Source organism: Meridianimarinicoccus zhengii, from assembly GCF_003254465.1.
Classification (GTDB): Bacteria; Pseudomonadota; Alphaproteobacteria; order Rhodobacterales; family Rhodobacteraceae; genus Meridianimarinicoccus; species Meridianimarinicoccus zhengii.
This window is the reverse complement of the sequence record NZ_QDFI01000041.1, coordinates 21,995-37,767: the sequence shown is the minus strand read 5'-3', so window position 1 is coordinate 37,767 and position 15,773 is coordinate 21,995. Positions and strand designations below refer to the sequence as shown.

Annotated in this window: 16 protein-coding genes; 13 read left to right on the top strand and 3 right to left on the bottom strand. The window is 67.3% G+C overall.

Going from position 1 to position 15,773, the window contains the following annotated elements:
• Together ribA and DDE13_RS13755 are read left to right on the top strand one after the other, a co-directional pair.
• Positions 1 to 896, top strand: an 896-nt coding sequence (gene ribA, locus DDE13_RS13760; protein WP_111404869.1) for a GTP cyclohydrolase II, incomplete at its 5' end; no start/stop codon positions are given.
• The gene (locus DDE13_RS13755; protein WP_111404868.1) at positions 893 to 1,423 is read left to right on the top strand and encodes a L,D-transpeptidase family protein; all 531 of its coding nucleotides are present in this window, start codon (positions 893 to 895) and stop codon (positions 1,421 to 1,423) included. The genes ribA and DDE13_RS13755, both read left to right, overlap by 4 nt.
• Before the next feature lie 23 nt (positions 1,424 to 1,446).
• Here DDE13_RS13755 and DDE13_RS13750 read toward each other — a convergent pair whose 3' ends face one another.
• A complete protein-coding gene (locus tag DDE13_RS13750; protein WP_111404867.1) occupies positions 1,447 to 2,100 on the bottom strand; it encodes a YggS family pyridoxal phosphate-dependent enzyme in 654 nt (217 codons plus the stop codon).
• 100 nt (positions 2,101 to 2,200) lie between these two features.
• The gene (locus tag DDE13_RS13745; protein ID WP_162631013.1) at positions 2,201 to 3,271 is read right to left on the bottom strand and encodes a porin; all 1,071 of its coding nucleotides are present in this window, start codon (positions 3,269 to 3,271) and stop codon (positions 2,201 to 2,203) included.
• Between the two features lie 321 nt (positions 3,272 to 3,592).
• Between DDE13_RS13745 and DDE13_RS13740 the strand changes: the two genes are divergently transcribed.
• The 4 genes from DDE13_RS13740 to holA all read left to right on the top strand — a co-directional run bounded on the left by DDE13_RS13740 (position 3,593) and on the right by holA (position 8,599).
• Complete coding sequence (locus tag DDE13_RS13740) at positions 3,593 to 4,069, top strand: DUF3576 domain-containing protein (protein ID WP_235868701.1); 477 nt, start codon at positions 3,593 to 3,595, stop codon at positions 4,067 to 4,069.
• Positions 4,070 to 4,171: 102 nt separating this feature from the next.
• Entirely contained in the window at positions 4,172 to 6,922 is a 2,751-nt protein-coding gene (gene leuS / locus DDE13_RS13735; protein WP_111404865.1) for a leucine--tRNA ligase, read from the top strand.
• Between the two features lie 61 nt (positions 6,923 to 6,983).
• Positions 6,984 to 7,577, top strand: coding sequence for an LPS assembly lipoprotein LptE (lptE, locus tag DDE13_RS13730; RefSeq protein ID WP_162631012.1), 594 nt, complete (start codon positions 6,984 to 6,986; stop codon positions 7,575 to 7,577).
• On the top strand, positions 7,574 to 8,599 hold the full coding sequence (holA, locus tag DDE13_RS13725; protein ID WP_111404863.1) for a DNA polymerase III subunit delta: 1,026 nt from the start codon (positions 7,574 to 7,576) through the stop codon (positions 8,597 to 8,599). Before lptE ends, holA begins: the two co-directional genes overlap by 4 nt.
• A gap of 6 nt (positions 8,600 to 8,605) precedes the next feature.
• On the opposite strand, the gene yghX is transcribed toward holA, so the two are convergent.
• Positions 8,606 to 9,502 (bottom strand): YghX family hydrolase, encoded by an 897-nt coding sequence (yghX, locus tag DDE13_RS13720; RefSeq protein ID WP_111404862.1) that lies wholly within the window; start codon positions 9,500 to 9,502, stop codon positions 8,606 to 8,608.
• Positions 9,503 to 9,698: 196 nt separating this feature from the next.
• Between yghX and DDE13_RS13715 the strand changes: the two genes are divergently transcribed.
• The 7 genes from DDE13_RS13715 to groL all read left to right on the top strand — a co-directional run bounded on the left by DDE13_RS13715 (position 9,699) and on the right by groL (position 15,686).
• Positions 9,699 to 10,583, top strand: coding sequence for a TIGR01459 family HAD-type hydrolase (locus DDE13_RS13715; RefSeq protein WP_111404861.1), 885 nt, complete (start codon positions 9,699 to 9,701; stop codon positions 10,581 to 10,583).
• Positions 10,584 to 10,658: 75 nt separating this feature from the next.
• Entirely contained in the window at positions 10,659 to 11,090 is a 432-nt protein-coding gene (locus DDE13_RS13710; protein WP_111404860.1) for a MaoC family dehydratase, read from the top strand.
• Between the two features lie 14 nt (positions 11,091 to 11,104).
• Positions 11,105 to 12,049 (top strand): bifunctional riboflavin kinase/FAD synthetase, encoded by a 945-nt coding sequence (locus DDE13_RS13705; protein ID WP_111404859.1) that lies wholly within the window; start codon positions 11,105 to 11,107, stop codon positions 12,047 to 12,049.
• Between the two features lie 65 nt (positions 12,050 to 12,114).
• Entirely contained in the window at positions 12,115 to 12,516 is a 402-nt protein-coding gene (locus DDE13_RS13700; RefSeq protein ID WP_235868704.1) for a YcgN family cysteine cluster protein, read from the top strand.
• Entirely contained in the window at positions 12,516 to 13,553 is a 1,038-nt protein-coding gene (locus DDE13_RS13695) for a threonine aldolase family protein (RefSeq protein ID WP_111404857.1), read from the top strand. The genes DDE13_RS13700 and DDE13_RS13695 overlap by 1 nt, the downstream gene beginning before the upstream one ends.
• Positions 13,554 to 13,676: 123 nt before the next feature.
• Positions 13,677 to 13,988, top strand: a complete 312-nt coding sequence (locus DDE13_RS13690) for a co-chaperone GroES (RefSeq protein ID WP_111404856.1) — start codon at positions 13,677 to 13,679, stop codon at positions 13,986 to 13,988.
• A gap of 51 nt (positions 13,989 to 14,039) precedes the next feature.
• Positions 14,040 to 15,686: a chaperonin GroEL gene (gene groL / locus DDE13_RS13685; RefSeq protein ID WP_111404855.1), complete on the top strand. Its 1,647-nt coding sequence runs from the start codon at positions 14,040 to 14,042 to the stop codon at positions 15,684 to 15,686.
• The last annotated feature ends 87 nt before the right edge of the window (positions 15,687 to 15,773 follow it).

Genomic DNA, 15,773 nt, shown 5'->3' with positions numbered 1-15,773 from the left:
AGACGCTGAAGGCCCGCGCCTATGACGGCGACGTCGCGCGCGTGCGCCTGCCCGACGATGCGGGCCGCGCCTGGGTCACGGCGCTGGCCGACCCGGCCGGGGATCTCGCCACGCCAATGAAAGGGCCGCTCGCCAGCGACCGCGACGGCGGCGCCGACCTGCACCGCGCGGCAATACGGCTGTGCAAGTCCGCCCGCCTCCTGCCCGCCGCCGTCGTCGTGGCGCTCGACCGGCCCGGCCCCGTCGCGGCACAGGCCGGCCTGACCCTGCTGCCCGCCCCCCAGGTGCTGCGCCTGTCCGCCGCGGCCAGCCCCCATGCCCCCGTGATCGACGCCCGCCTGCCCATGGAGGTGTCCGAGGCCGGGCGACTCCATGTCTTCCGCCCCGAAAACGGCGGCGCGGAACATTACGCGATCGAGATCGGCGACCCCGACCGCGCCCGCCCCGTGCTCACCCGGCTCCATTCGGCGTGCTTCACCGGCGACGTGATGGGGTCGCTCAAATGCGATTGCGGCCCGCAACTGCGCGGCGCGCTGGCGCAGATGGGCGCCGCGGGCGCGGGCGTGCTGCTCTACCTCAACCAGGAAGGGCGCGGCATCGGGCTGGCCAACAAGATGCGCGCCTATGCCCTGCAGGACCAGGGCTTCGACACAGTGGAGGCCAACCACCGGCTCGGCTTCGAGGATGACGAGCGCGACTTCCGCATCGGCGCGGACCTGCTGCGCCGCATGGGCTTCACCTCGGCGCGCCTGCTGACCAACAACCCCAACAAGGTCGCCATGCTCCAGTCCCACGGGATCGACGTGGTCGAACGCGTGCCGCTCCAGGTCGGGCGCGGCGCGCACAATACCGCCTATCTGGACACCAAGGCGGCGAAATCCGGCCACCTTCTGTGACGCGCCCCACCGATATCGTCGTCACGCCCCACGGCGCCCGCGCCTTCGGCCGCCACCTGCCCTGCGCCATCGGGCGCGGCGGCATCACGCGCGACAAGCGCGAAGGCGACGGCGCGACCCCGGCGGGCGTGCACCGGCTGGTGGGGATGCTCTACCGCCCCGACCGGATGGCGCGGCCCGCCGACTGGGCGCTGCCCATCGGCCCGACGGACCTATGGTCGGACGACCCGCGCGACCCGGACAACTACAACCTGATGGTGCGCGCGCCCTACGCGCACAGCCACGAACGGCTCTGCCGCGCCGATCCGCTCTACGATCTCGTGATCCTGACCGACTGGAACTGGCCGCGCGCGCGCGCCGGGGCGGGGTCCGCAATCTTCCTCCACCGCTGGCGCAAGCCGCGCCACCCGACGGAGGGTTGCATCGCCTTCGCGCCCGAAGACCTGCGGTGGCTCGCCCCCCGCATCCGCTTCGAGACACGACTGGTCATCTTGCCAGCCGGACCGCCACGGGCCCAAGAATCTTAATTAAGATTTTTACTCCGCCCCGCTCAGCCGTAATCGCGTTCCCCGAAGATAGCGGAACCCACGCGCACATGGGTCGCGCCCAGGCGCACCGCCTCTTCGAAATCGGCGCTCATGCCCATGGACAGGCCCGCCAGCCCGTTGCGCTCGGCGATCTTGCGCAACAGCGCGAAATGCAAGGACGGCGCCTCCTCCACCGGCGGGATGCACATCAGCCCGGCCAGCGGCAGATCCATCGCTCGGCACGCCGCCACGAAATCGTCCGCCGCCTCGGGCAGCACCCCGGCCTTCTGCGGTTCCTCGCCGGTGTTGACCTGCACGAACAACGCCGGGCACGCCCCGCGCGCCTGCGCCTGGTCGGCCAGCTTGCGGGCCAGCTTTTCCCGGTCCAGCGAATGGATCGCGTCGAACAACTCGACCGCCTGTTTCACCTTGTTGGTCTGCAACGGCCCCAGCAGGTGCAGATCCACCGGCCCGAACCGGTCGCGCAGATCCGGCCACTTGCCCGCCGCCTCCTGCACCTTGTTCTCGCCGAAACAGCGGTGCCCGGCCTCCAGCACCGCCTCGACCCGCCCCAGCGGCTGGACCTTGGACACCGCGATCAGCCGCACGTCGCCCGGATCGCGCCCCGCATCCGCGCAAGCCGCCGCGATCCGTGCCTCGATATCCTGCAATCCCATGTCGCTGTCTCCCGCTTTGCGCCGGTTCAACCACGCCCCCGCACAAAAGAAAAGAGCGGGCCGAAGCCCGCTCTTTCCGTCAACCGGTTGATCCGTCGGATCAGAAGTTGATCGACACACCGAAGTCGGCGACGACAGTGTTGCCGCTGGCTGCCGAAACTTCGTCGATGTCGTACTGTGCGACGCCGGCTTCCAGCGCGAGACCGCCACCCAGATCATAGGCTGCGCCGAGGCCGTAAAAGCTCGTGGTCACGCTTGCACCGACGTCAGGGTCGGTTTCCAGCTGGCGCCAGTAAGCCGTGACGGATGCCGCGCCGAAGCCTGCGGCCGCCGACACACCGTACTGGTCCACAGAACCGACATTGTCTTGATCTGCACGACCATAGATCCCCTTCAGTGTCACACCCGAGAAGGTGACCGACGCCGCACCGATGAGGTGGGTGGTGTCTTCACCAGCCGTGGTCGTGAGTGCGTTGGAGGCACCGTCCGACGTCCGGATGAACGTGCTCGACGGGTCAAGCAGCGTGATCGTCGCGCCTTCCATGACGGCTTCGTAGGCGAGACCGACCGAGAACAGGTCCGTCGCGTAGCCGGCACCGATGCTGTACCCAGCGTCGTCGGTCAGGCCGAGCGACAGGGTGATGCCCGACACGGAGTAGTCGTAGCGTGCGACGGGGCCAGCAGGCTGTGCGCCGGCGGTCACGAGGAACGCGGTTTCGTTCAGGTCGCCCAGACCGGACAGACCGACACCGGCGAGATCGCCGATCACCTGCTCGGCACCGCCGTTGGTGTCACCCATGGTGATCGTGCCGAAATCGCCCGAAACGAAGATCGAGTTGTCCCAGCCGCGTGCACCCTGCGATGCGCCCAGATCGTCGAAGTCGCCCGATGCGCCGAAGGTCAGGCCGCTGTCCGACTGCATCGACACGGAGAAATCAACGTCGAGGTCATAGATGAACGAGTAGCTGCTGACGTTACGGGTGAACGTGGTTCCGTCCGCCCGAGTGAACGTGCGCGTGTCAGCGCTCGTGTCGGTGGTGTCGAAGATGCCGTCGCCGTCATATGCACCATATGCAACACCCATGTAGCCGTCGCCGCCGATGACGACTTCAGCTGCTGCGAAGCCAGCCGACACGACGAGTGCGGTCGAGGCCAGGAGAATCTTTTTCATTTGGTTTCCCTCACAGGATATTTTGAAGGTGATCCTCAAGCGGGCCACCCCGTTTGAGTTGCAGCCTCTTTCTACCTTCCGCCCCCCGCAAACAAGCATGCCCCGGCCCGCGCCGGATCTGCGCCCCGCAAATGGTGCAGGTTTGCCACACTGGCCTGAACCGCCCCCACAGGCCACGCACAACCCCCCGGTGCAACCGCGCCGCCCGGCGCTTGTCCGGGCGCGGGGTACGGGCTGGGGCCCGCGCCGCCCGGTGCTTGTCCCGGGGCGGGGCACAGGCTAGGGATTGCGCCAGACCGTTCGGACCGACTGGAACCCGCCATGACCGCGCGCATGCCCCGATCCCTGCCCATCACCCTGCGTCACATCGGCGGCGCGCTGGCCCTGCTTGCGCTGGCAAGCTGTGGCGGCGTTCCGGCGTCGGACGATACCACGCCCGTCGACACCTCCACGCAGTCGAGCATCTTCGATCTCTTCCAGAACAACGACGACCCCAACGTGACGCTGGAGGTGAACCGCTACCTCTGGAACGCCACGCAGGACGTGCTCGGCTTCCTGCCGCTGGAACGCGCCGACCCGTTCACCGGGCTGCTGGTCTATGGCTACGGCACACCGCCGGGCGGCGGGCGGGCCTATCGCGCGACGGTGCAGATCCGCGACCCCGCGCTCGACGCGCGCGCGCTGAACCTCGCACTCGCGACCCGCAACGGCCCCGCCTCCGCGGAAACCACCCGCGCGGTGGAGGACGCGATCATGACCCGCGCGCGGCAGTTGCGCATCGCCGACGGGCGGCTGTAACCGGCGACCCGAGTCATATGCGAGTCATATGAAAGTCATACGCGATTCATATCGCCCGAACTGACGTCGCATCCCGACGCCCCAGACGACAGGACACGCCCCATGGCCCGCTACGACCCCGCCGCAATCGAAGCCAGGTGGCAACAGGAATGGGACGCCGCCGAGGTCTTCAAGGCCCGGCCCGACCCGGACCGCCCCAAGTACTATGTCCTTGAAATGTTTCCCTATCCTTCGGGAAACCTGCATATGGGGCATGTCCGCAACTATGCCATGGGCGACGTGGTCGCGCGCTACAAGGCGGCGCAGGGGTTCAACGTGCTGCACCCGATGGGCTGGGACGCCTTCGGCCTGCCCGCCGAGAACGCCGCGATGGAACGGAAAATCCACCCAGGATCATGGACTTACGACAACATCGCCAACATGAAGGCGCAGTTCCGGTCGCTGGGCCTGTCGCTCGACTGGTCCCGCGAATTCGCCACTTGCGATCCCGAATATTACGGCCAGCAGCAGGCCCTGTTCCTTGATTTTCTTGAGAAAGGTCTCGTCTATCGCAAGGCCGCCGTGGTCAACTGGGATCCGGTGGACATGACGGTTCTCGCCAACGAACAGGTGGAGGACGGGCGCGGCTGGCGCTCCGGCGCGCTGGTGGAACGGCGCGAGCTGACCCAGTGGTTCTTCCGGATTTCCGATTTTTCCCAAGAGCTTCTGGAGGCTCTGGACGGGCTCGACCGCTGGCCCGACAAGGTCCGCACCATGCAGGCCAACTGGATCGGCCAGAGCCGAGGCCTGCGCTTCGGTTTCGCATGCGAAACGCCCGTCCACGGGGTCGAGGCGATTGAGGTCTTCACGACCCGCCCCGACACGCTGATGGGCGCGTCCTTCGTGGGCCTCTCGCCCGACCACCCGCTGGCCAAGGCGCTGGAGGCCGAGAACCCTGCCATCGCCGCCTTCTGCGCCGATTGCCGCCGCACCGGCACATCGGAAGAAGCCCTTGAAAAGGCCGAAAAGCGCGGCATGGACACGGGCCTGCGCGTGCGCCACCCGCTCGACCCGGACTGGCTGCTGCCGGTCTGGATCGCCAATTTCATCCTGATGGACTACGGCACCGGCGCGATCTTCGCCTGCCCCGCCCACGACCAGCGCGACCTCGACTTTGCGCGGAAATACGACCTGCCGGTAAAGGACGTCTTCCACTCTCTTGGCGTGGAGAGAAAAGCTGAAAAAACGAACTCGCCAACACCGCTGGACTCCCCAGAGCTCGGCAGCGACGTTGCGTTTGTCCCACCTAGAACCGAGAAAGTAGTTTACGTTCGCCCGGTGGCGCAGGCTGGTCATGAAATGACCGGCGAACAAGCCGTTGAGAATACGATTTACTTGGCCGAGCGTCAGGGCTGGGGCACCGGCGTCATGCAATACCGCCTGCGCGACTGGGGCCTGTCGCGGCAACGCTACTGGGGCTGCCCGATCCCGGTCGTGCATTGCGACGCCTGCGGCGTGGTGCCCGAGAAGAAGGAAAACCTGCCGGTCAAGCTGCCCGAGGACGTGAGCTTCGACCGCCCCGGCAATCCGCTCGACCGGCATCATGCGTGGCGCAACGTGCCCTGCCCGGCCTGCGGCGCGCCCGCGCGGCGCGAGACCGACACGATGGATACCTTCGTCGATTCGTCGTGGTATTACGCGCGCTTCACCTCGCCGGGCGCTGCCACGCCCACGGACCGGGCCGAAGCCGACTACTGGATGAACGTGGACCAGTATATCGGTGGGGTCGAACACGCGATCCTGCATCTCCTGTATTCCCGCTTCTTCGCCCGCGCGATGGCAATCTGCGGCCACCTGCCGGACAGCGCGGCGGAACCCTTCGACGCGCTGTTTACGCAAGGGATGGTGACGCACGAGATCTACCGAAGCGTTTCTCAAAAACTGTTTGCTGAAAACGACGGGACCGAAATTCAAATTGTCCATGAAGCGTATCACTTGCCGAAAGACGTTGTGTTTTGCGACGTTGGTGGACAGCGGGAAGCTGTGCTTAGATCAGAAATGGTGGAAGACAAGTTTGATCCAGATGACGAGCAGCAGGTTAAAGATTACTTGAACGTTTTCGGGCGAACTGAAATTCAAATCATCCCCTCCGCCAAGATGTCCAAGTCCAAGAAGAACGTCGTCGACCCCGTCGGCATCGTGGACCGCTTCGGGGCCGACACCGCCCGCTGGTTCATGCTGTCCGACAGCCCGCCCGAACGCGACGTGGAATGGACCGACGCCGGGGCAGAGGCCGCCCACAAGCACCTCGCCCGCGTCTGGCGCATGGCGTCCGAACTGGCCCCGAGCCTGCCGCAGGCGGGCGAAAGCGGCGCGGAGGCGGCCCCGGCAGGGGTCTCCGACCCGGCGCTGGCCCGTCTCGCCGCACGCACGATCCATGACGTCACGCAGGGCATCGAAGGCTTCGCCTTCAACACCTCCGTCGCCAAGCTCTACGCCTTCACCGCTGCGATCCAGAAATCCGACGCCCCCGCCACGGACCGTGCCGCGGCGCTGCGCATCCTTGCGCGGCTCATGGCGCCGATGACCCCGCATCTCGCGGAAGAGGTCTGGCGGATGCTCGGCGGCACCGGCCTTTTGGCCCGCCAGCCTTGGCCCGAGGCCGATCCCGCGCTGCTGGTGGACGACACGGTCACCCTGCCCATCCAGATCAACGGCAAGCGCCGGTCGGAACTCACCGTCGCCCGCGACTTGCCGAAACCCGAGATCGAGGCGCAGGTCCTCGCCGACGCCGCCGTGCAGAAGGCACTGGCGGGCGGCGCGCCGAAAAAGCTGATCGTGGTGCCGGGCCGCATCGTCAATGTCGTGGTCTAGGCCGCGCACGTCCGGGTCGCCGCGCCCGCCGCGCGAGTTCGGCTCATGGCGTCAGCCGCGCATGTCCGAGGCTTGGCGCCAGCCGCACGACCACCCGTCACGGAACGCTGCGCCATCGGCGCCGGCCACCGTCGACCTTACGTCCCCGCGCACGACCCGCCGCGGGATTCTTGCCCTCGGCCTTGGCGCGCTGGGGCTGGCGGCGAGCTGCGGGTTCCGGCCGGTCTATGGCCCCGCGGGCAGCGGCACGGCACTCGACGGCGCCACGATCGTGGCGCAGGGCGGCGGACAGACCGAGTTCACCCTCACGCGCGCCCTGCAGGACCGTCTCGGCCCGCCGGGGGCCGCGCCGCGGTTCCGGCTGGCCACCACGCTGTCCATTTCGGCCGAGCAGGTCGCGGTGACCACGGCGCAGTCCACCAACCGGTACAACCTGATCGGCGTCGTCGACTACACCCTCACCGACATCGCCACGGGCGACACCGTGCAGGCTGGCCGCGTGGACGGGTTCAACAGCTTCTCCGCCGTGGGCACGTCGCTTGCCGTCCGCACGGCGCAGATCGACGCGACCGAGCGGCTCATGGTCATCCTCGCCGACCGGGTGATGATCGACCTTCTGGCCGCACCGGCGCTGCTGGGGGAAACGGACCCGTGAAACTGTCCCCCCGCGACGCGCTGGCCTTCTTCGAAAAGCCCGACCCGGGGCGCGCGGGCATCCTGATCTATGGCCCCGATCCGATGCGCTGCGCGCTGCGGCGCGAACAGGTGATCGCGCGACTGATCGGGCCGGAGGGACCGGGCGAGATGCGGCTGACCCGCCTTGCCCCCGGCGACCTGCGCGGCGATCCTGCAGCGCTGGGGGACGCGATGCGAGCCACCGGGTTCTTTCCCGGCCCGCGGGTCGTGTTCGTGGACGGCGCGACGGAACAGATGGCCAAGGCCGCGGCGGCGGCACTGAACGACTGGCAGCCCGGCGACGCGCAGATCGTCGCCGTGGCGGGCAACCTGACCAAGGGCAACGCCCTGCGCAAGCTGTTCGAGGGTCACCCCAAGGCCGTCGCGGCGGCGGTCTATGCCGATCCGCCCGGCCGGGCGGAGGTCGAGACCATGGTCGCCCGCGCGGGCTTGCGCGACCTGCCCGCACCCGCCATGGCCGATCTCGTGGCACTGGCGCAGACGATCGATCCGGGAGACTTCGCCCAGACGCTGGAAAAGCTCGCGCTTTACAAGCTGGACGACCCCGATCCCGTCAGTGCGGCCGATATCGCCGCCGTCGCACCCATGTCCACCGAGGCGGAACTGGACGATATGCTCGGCGCCGTGGCCGACGGCGCGAGCGACCGGCTCGGCCCGCTGCTCAAACGGTTGCAGGCGCAGGGGACCACGCCGGTCACCATGGCCATCGGGGCGCTGCGCCACTTCCGCACCCTGCACGCCATCGCCGCCCATCCGGGCGGACCGTCGCAAGGCGTGGCGGCGCTGCGACCGCCGCTGTTCGGCCCGCGCCGGGACCGGATGCAGCGGCAGGCGGCACAATGGGGCCGCCCCCGGCTGGAAGAGGCGCTCCATGCGCTGGTGGACACCGACCTTGCCCTGCGCAGCGGCGGGCAGACAGCACCCCAGGGCGCCATGATCGAACGGGTGCTGATCCGGTTGAGCTTCCTCGCCCGCCGCTGACCCGCGTCAGGTCAGGTGGTTGGAAAAGAAATTCAGCGTCCGGTCCCATGCCAGTGTCGCCGCCGCCTCGTCGTAGCGGGGCGTGGTGTCGTTATGGAAGCCGTGGTTCACGTCCGGGTAGAAATGCATGCTGAACGCCTTCTGGTTCGCCTTCAGCGCTTCGGAATAGGCGGCGGCGCCCGCGTTGATCCGCTCATCCAGACCGGCGTAGTGGATCATCAGCGGGGCCTCGATGGAAGGCACGTCCGCCGCGTCGGGCTGACGTCCGTAGAACGGCGCCGACGCGGCCAGATCGGGATAGGCCACCGCGAGCGCGTTGCATACGCCACCACCATAGCAGAACCCCACGGCACCCACGCGCCCGGTGCTGTCCGCATGGTCGCGCAGGAATTCGAAGGCCGCGAAGAAATCCTCCATCAGCTTGGCACCATCCAGGCTGCGTTGCATCTCGCGCCCCTCGTCGTCGGTTCCGGGATAGCCGCCCAGCGGGGTCAGCCCGTCCGGCCCGAAGGCAAGATACCCAGCCTTCGCCGCGCGGCGCACCACGTCTTCGATATAGGGGTTCAGGCCCCGGTTCTCGTGCACCACCAGCACGGCGGGCAGTGGCCCTGCGGCCCCGGCAGGGCGCGCCATCAACCCGCGGATCGTGCCGTGCCCGTGGGGACTGTCGTATTCGGCGGTCATTGTTTCGATAGTCGGATCGTCGAGTGGCACCTGCTGCGCAAGCGCGTAGTTCGGCGCGAGCTGTTCAAGGATCATCGCCCCGGTGACACCGGCGGCGGCATACTTCCCGGCCTGGTTGATGAAGTCGCGCTTGGTCATCTTGCCATGCACGTAGCCGTCGAAGATCTCGAGGATGCGGGGATCGAAGTCGCTGGCCTTGCGGCGGGTGGGTTCGGTCATCGGTTTCTCCCTGTCATTGTAGCCAAAATCCTAGCACGCTCCTGCCCCGCCGGCAGCGGCGATAACGGAACCGTGTGGCGCGCTGGCCGTGTGGACCTGCGGTTCTGCCCGAACCGGCCCGACAGGCCTCGCAGCTTCTGGTCACGCCGCGTGCGCTTTGGCATAGAGACGGCGACCCAAGCATCCCGGAGCCTCCATGACCTGCATCGTTGCCGCCCTTGCCGACATCTCGGCCGATTACGACACCCTGTTCTGCGACATCTGGGGGTGCCTGCATGATGGCGAGCGCGCCTTTCCCGATGCCGTGGCCGCCCTGCGCGGGTTCCGGCAGCGCGGCGGGCGGGTGTTCCTGCTGACCAACGCGCCGCGTCCGCGGGGGCAGGTCGCCGCGCAGTTGGCCCAGCTTGGCGCGCCGGACGATTGCTATGACGACGTCATCACGTCGGGCGACAGCGCGCAGGCGGCACTGGTGCGCGGCGTGGTGGGGCGCAAGGTCTACCATATCGGCCCGGAACGGGACCTGACCTTCTTCACCGAACTGGCCGACGACCTGCCGCCGTCAGATGTCGAACTTGTCCCGCTCGATCAGGCGGAGGGGGTCGCCTGCACGGGGCTTGTGGATGACGAGAACGAGCATCCAGACGACTATCGCCCGCAACTCCTGCTCGCCAAGACGCGCGGGCTGAAACTGCTCTGCGCGAACCCCGATATCGTCGTGGACAAGGGCCACACACGGCTGTGGTGCGCGGGTGCCATCGCGCAGCTTTATACCGAGATGGGGGGGCAGAGCCTTTATTTCGGCAAGCCGCACCCGCCGATCTACGACCTTGCACGGCGCAGGCTGGCGGCGATGGACCCGGGTGCCGAACCGCGCATCCTGTGCGTGGGCGACGGGCCTGCCACCGATCTTGCCGGGGCCATCGGCGAAGGGCTGGACGTGCTGTTCGTCACGGGTGGCATCGTCGCGGAACAGACCGGAACGGGCAGCGCGGCGGCGGACCAGCCGGACCAGGCGCAGCTTGACGCCTATCTGGCCGACCAGAAGATGACCGTCACCTATGCCATCGGGCGGCTGCGCTGACCGCTTGTGTCGGCAACGCACCCGGCTTAGGCCACACCCAGAAAACCGCGCGCGCTTGAGGGAGAGAGACCGGACATGACCGACACGACCGGCACCGTGTATCTGGAGGATCTGGCGGTGGGCCAGTCCCGCAGCCTGACCAAGGTGATCGACGACGCCACGGTGCGCGCCTTTGCCGAGGTGAGCGAGGACCGCAACCCGATCCACCTTGAAGACGCCGCCGGCGAAGCGTCGATCTTCGGGCAGCGCATCGCGCACGGGATGCTGGTGGGCAGCCTGTTCTCGGCGCTGCTGGGCGAGCGGCTGCCGGGGCATGGCACGATCTACCTGGGCCAGAGCCTGCGCTTCCTTGCGCCGGTGCCGCTGGGGTCCGAAGTGGTGGCATCCGTGACCGTGGCCGAGATCGTTCCCGAGAAGAAGCGGGTGAAGCTGGAATGCGAGGCGCGGATCGGCGACACGCTAGTGGTCGTCGGCGAGGCGACGGTGTTGGCACCGGTCCGGGGATAGGTTAGGCCGCGCCCATGCGCCGTTTCGACCGCTTCACCGACCTGCCGGAAGATGCCCGCGGCGCCAGCGCCGCCATCGGGAATTTCGACGGCGTGCATCGTGGCCACCAGTCGGTGATCGCGCTGGCGAAAGCGGCGGCCACCGGGCCGTTGGGGATCGTGACCTTCGATCCACATCCGCGCGAATATTTCGGACGCGCGCCCGGACCGTTCCGGCTTATGACCCCCGACGCGCGGGCGCACCGGCTGGAAAAACTGGGGGTGGAACTGCTGTTCGACCTGCCCTTCGATGCCATCATGGCCGGGCTGTCGGCGGAACAGTTCGCGCGCGCAGTGATCGTGGACGGTCTGGGCCTGTCCCATGTCACGGTCGGCGCGGATTTCTGCTTCGGCAAGGGGCGCGACGGAAACGCGGAAGACCTACGCCGGTTCGGCGCCGCGATGGGCTTCGGCGTGACCATCGCGGCGCTGGAACATTTCACGAGCGGCGAACGCGTGTCGTCCACCCGTATCCGCGACGCGCTGGCCGAGGGGCGCCCCCGCGACGCCGCCGCGATGCTGGGCCACTGGCACCGGATCGAAGGCCCCGTGATCCATGGCGAGAAACGGGGCCGGACGCTGGGCTATCCCACGGCGAACATGGGTTTGGACGGGCTGCACCTGCCGCGTCTGGGGGTCTATGCCGTGCTGGTGGACGTGCTGACGGGCCCTCATGCGGGGCGCTATCACGGGGTGGCGTCGCTGGGCGTTCGGCCGATGTTCGGCGAGAACACCGCGAATCTCGAAACATTTCTGTTCGACTTCAAGGGCGATCTCTACGGGGCCGAACTCTCCGTGGCGCTGGTGGATTTCCTGCGCCCCGAGATGCGGTTCGACGGGGTGGATGCGCTGGTGGTCCAGATGGACGCCGACAGCGCGCAGGCCCGCGCGATCCTCGCCGCCCTGCCGGAGGCACCGTGACCCGCAGCCCCGCCGACGCGCCCGGCCTGCGCCGGCGGTTCTGGGAAACCGTGCCGCTGAACCGCATGAACGCCGCGGAGTGGGAAGCGCTCTGCGACGGCTGCGGCAAGTGCTGCCTGAACAAGCTGGAGGACGCGGATACCGGCGAGGTCTGGTTCACCCGCGTCGCCTGTCGCCTTCTGGACGGCGAGACGTGCCGCTGCGGACAATACGAAAACCGTCGCGCATTCGTGCCCGATTGCGTGTTCCTGTCCCCGGCGACCCTGCCCGATGTCGCTTACTGGCTGCCCGGAACCTGCGCTTACAAGCTGCTGCATGACGGCCAGCCGCTGGCCGACTGGCACCCCCTGGTGTCGGGTGACCCGGACAGCGTGCACAAGGCGGGCATTTCGGTGCGCGGCTGGACCGTGCCCGAATTCGAGGTTCCGGAAGAGGACTGGGAAGACCATATCATTGAGGATCTCTGATGCAGTTCACGTCAGATAACACGGGGCCGGTGCATCCGGCGGTCATGGCTGCGCTGGCAGATGCGAACGAGGGCTACGCGCCGTCCTATGGCGCCGACGACCTGACCGCGCGCGTCACCGCGCAGATCCGCGACGTGTTCGAGGCGCCGGAAGCGGCGGTCTATCTCGTGGCGACGGGCACGGCGGCGAATGCGCTGTCGCTCGCGTGCCTTGCCCAACCGTGGCAGACGGTGTTCTGTGCCCGCCACGCGCATATCCAGGAAGACGAATGCGGCGCGCCCGAATTCTACACCCATGGCGCGAAGCTGACGCTGTTGGACGAAACCGATGGGCGGATGGACGCGGACGCGCTCGCGCGCGCCATCGCCGCCGAGGAATCGCGGGGCGTGCATGGCGTGCAGCGGGGGCCGGTATCGATCACGCAGGCGACCGAACTGGGCACAGTCCACGACCTGCCCACGTTGCGCGCGCTGACGGACGTGGCGCGCGGCCATGGCCTGCCCGTACACATGGACGGCGCACGCTTTGCCAACGCGCTCGTGCGGCTGGGCTGCACGCCTGCCGAGATGACATGGAAGGCCGGTGTGGATGTGCTCAGCTTCGGCGGCACCAAGAACGGGCTGATGGCCGTGGAGGCCGTGGTGATGTTCGACCCCGCGCGGGCGTGGGAATTCGAACTGCGCCGCAAACGCGCGGCACAGCTGTTTTCCAAGCACCGCTATCTCGCCGCCCAGATGGCCGCGTATCTGGACGGCGCACTGTGGCTTGACCTTGCGGCGCGCGCCAACGCTCAGGCGGATCGACTGGCAGCGGGACTGACCGCGCGCGGCATCGCGCTGGCGGCACCGCCCGAGGCCAACATGGTCTTCGCAAAGCTGCCCCGCGACACGGATACGCGCCTGCGGGCTGCCGGGGCAACGTACATCGAATGGGACAGCCCGGCGGACGTTGCGGCGCCTGTCACCGCGCGGCTGGTCTGCGACTGGTCCACCCCCGACAGCGCCATCGACGCCTTCCTTGGCACTCTGGACGCCTGAGTGCCAATTTCCCGATCACGCCATCTTGACGCAGCATTGGCTTCTGTCTATCTGCGGAGCGTTAGCACTCGCCTCGGCTGAGTGCCAACACGGGAGAAACACTGAGCGAAGGAGTCTCAGAAGATGGCATTCAAACCGCTTCACGATCGCGTTCTGGTCCGCCGCGTCGAATCCGACGACAAGACGAAGGGCGGTCTGATCATCCCCGACAGCGCCAAGGAAAAGCCCCAGGAAGGCGTCGTGGTCGCATGTGGCGACGGCGCACGCAAGGACAGCGGCGAACTGATCGAGATGGGCGTCAGCGCAGGCGACAAGATCCTGTTCGGCAAGTGGTCGGGCACCGAAGTGACGGTCAACGGCGAAGAGCTGCTGATCATGAAGGAAAGCGACATCCTCGGGATCATCACCGACGATGCGGCGGCTGCGGCGGCCTGACTGGCCCCTCGCGTGATCCCCTTTCCAAAATCGAACCAAGGAGCATGACACATGGCTGCTAAGGAAGTACGTTTCGACATCGATGCACGGAACCGGATGCTCAAGGGCGTCAACGTTCTGGCCGATGCCGTGAAGGTGACGCTGGGCCCCAAGGGCCGCAACGTGGTGATCGACAAGTCGTTCGGTTCGCCCCGCATCACCAAGGACGGTGTGACTGTCGCCAAGGAAATCGAACTGGAAGACAAGTTCGAGAACATGGGCGCGCAGATGGTCAAGGAAGTGGCCAACCGCACCAATGACGAAGCGGGCGATGGCACCACCACCGCGACCGTGCTGGCCCAGGCCATCGTCAAGGAAGGCATGAAGGCGGTCGCCGCCGGCATGAACCCCATGGACCTCAAGCGCGGCATCGACCTGGCCACCTCGAAGGTCGTCGAAGCCATCAAAGCTGCGGCCCGCGACGTGACCGGCACCGACGAAGTCGCACAGGTCGGCACCATCTCGGCCAACGGCGAAGCCGAAATCGGCCGCCAGATCGCCGACGCGATGCAGAAGGTCGGCAATGACGGCGTGATCACCGTCGAAGAGAACAAGGGCCTGACGACCGAAACCGAAGTCGTCGAAGGCATGCAGTTCGACCGCGGCTACTTGTCGCCCTATTTCGTGACCAACCCCGACAAGATGGTCGCAGAGCTCGAAGACTGCATGATCCTGCTGCACGAGAAGAAGCTCTCGTCGCTCCAGCCGATGGTGCCGCTGCTCGAGTCCGTGATCCAGTCGCAGAAGCCGCTGCTGATCATCGCGGAAGACGTCGAAGGCGAAGCGCTGGCCACCCTCGTGGTGAACAAGCTGCGTGGCGGCCTGAAGATCGCCGCCGTCAAGGCGCCGGGCTTCGGTGATCGCCGCAAGGCCATGCTGCAGGACATCGCGATCCTGACCGGCGGCCAGGTGATCTCGGAAGACCTGGGCATGAAGCTCGAGAATGTCACGATGGACATGCTCGGCTCGGCCAAGAAGGTGTCGATCACCAAGGACGAGACCACCATCGTCGACGGTCACGGCGAAAAGGCCGAGATCGAGGCGCGCGTGTCGCAGATCCGTCAGCAGATCGAGGAAACCACCTCGGACTACGACCGTGAAAAGCTGCAGGAACGCGTGGCCAAGCTGGCGGGCGGCGTCGCTGTCATCCGCGTCGGCGGCATGACCGAAACCGAGGTGAAGGAGCGCAAGGACCGCGTCGATGACGCGCTGAACGCCACCCGCGCCGCGGTGCAGGAAGGGATCGTCGTGGGCGGCGGTGTCGCACTTGTGCAGGCCACCAAGGTTCTCGAAGGCCTGACCGGCGTGAACTCCGACCAGAACGCCGGCATCGCGATCATTCGCCGCGCGCTGGAAGCACCGCTGCGTCAGATCGCCGAAAACGCCGGTGTGGACGGGGCTGTCGTCGCGGGCAAGATCCGCGAAAGCAACGACGCGTCCTTCGGCTTCAACGCGCAGACCGAAGAATACGGCGACATGTTCAGCTACGGCGTGATCGACCCCGCAAAGGTCGTCCGCACCGCGCTGGAAGACGCCGCATCGGTCGCGGGCCTGCTGATCACCACCGAAGCGATGGTGGCCGACAAGCCGCAGAAGGAAGGCGCCAACGGTGGCGGCGGCGGCATGCCCGACATGGGCGGCATGGGCGGCATGATGTAAGCCACGCGCTGCATCGCATGTTTCAGGGGGTCGCCTTCGGGCGGCCCCTTTTTCGTGGCCCCACGCGACCACGTCAGGGTGGCGTCC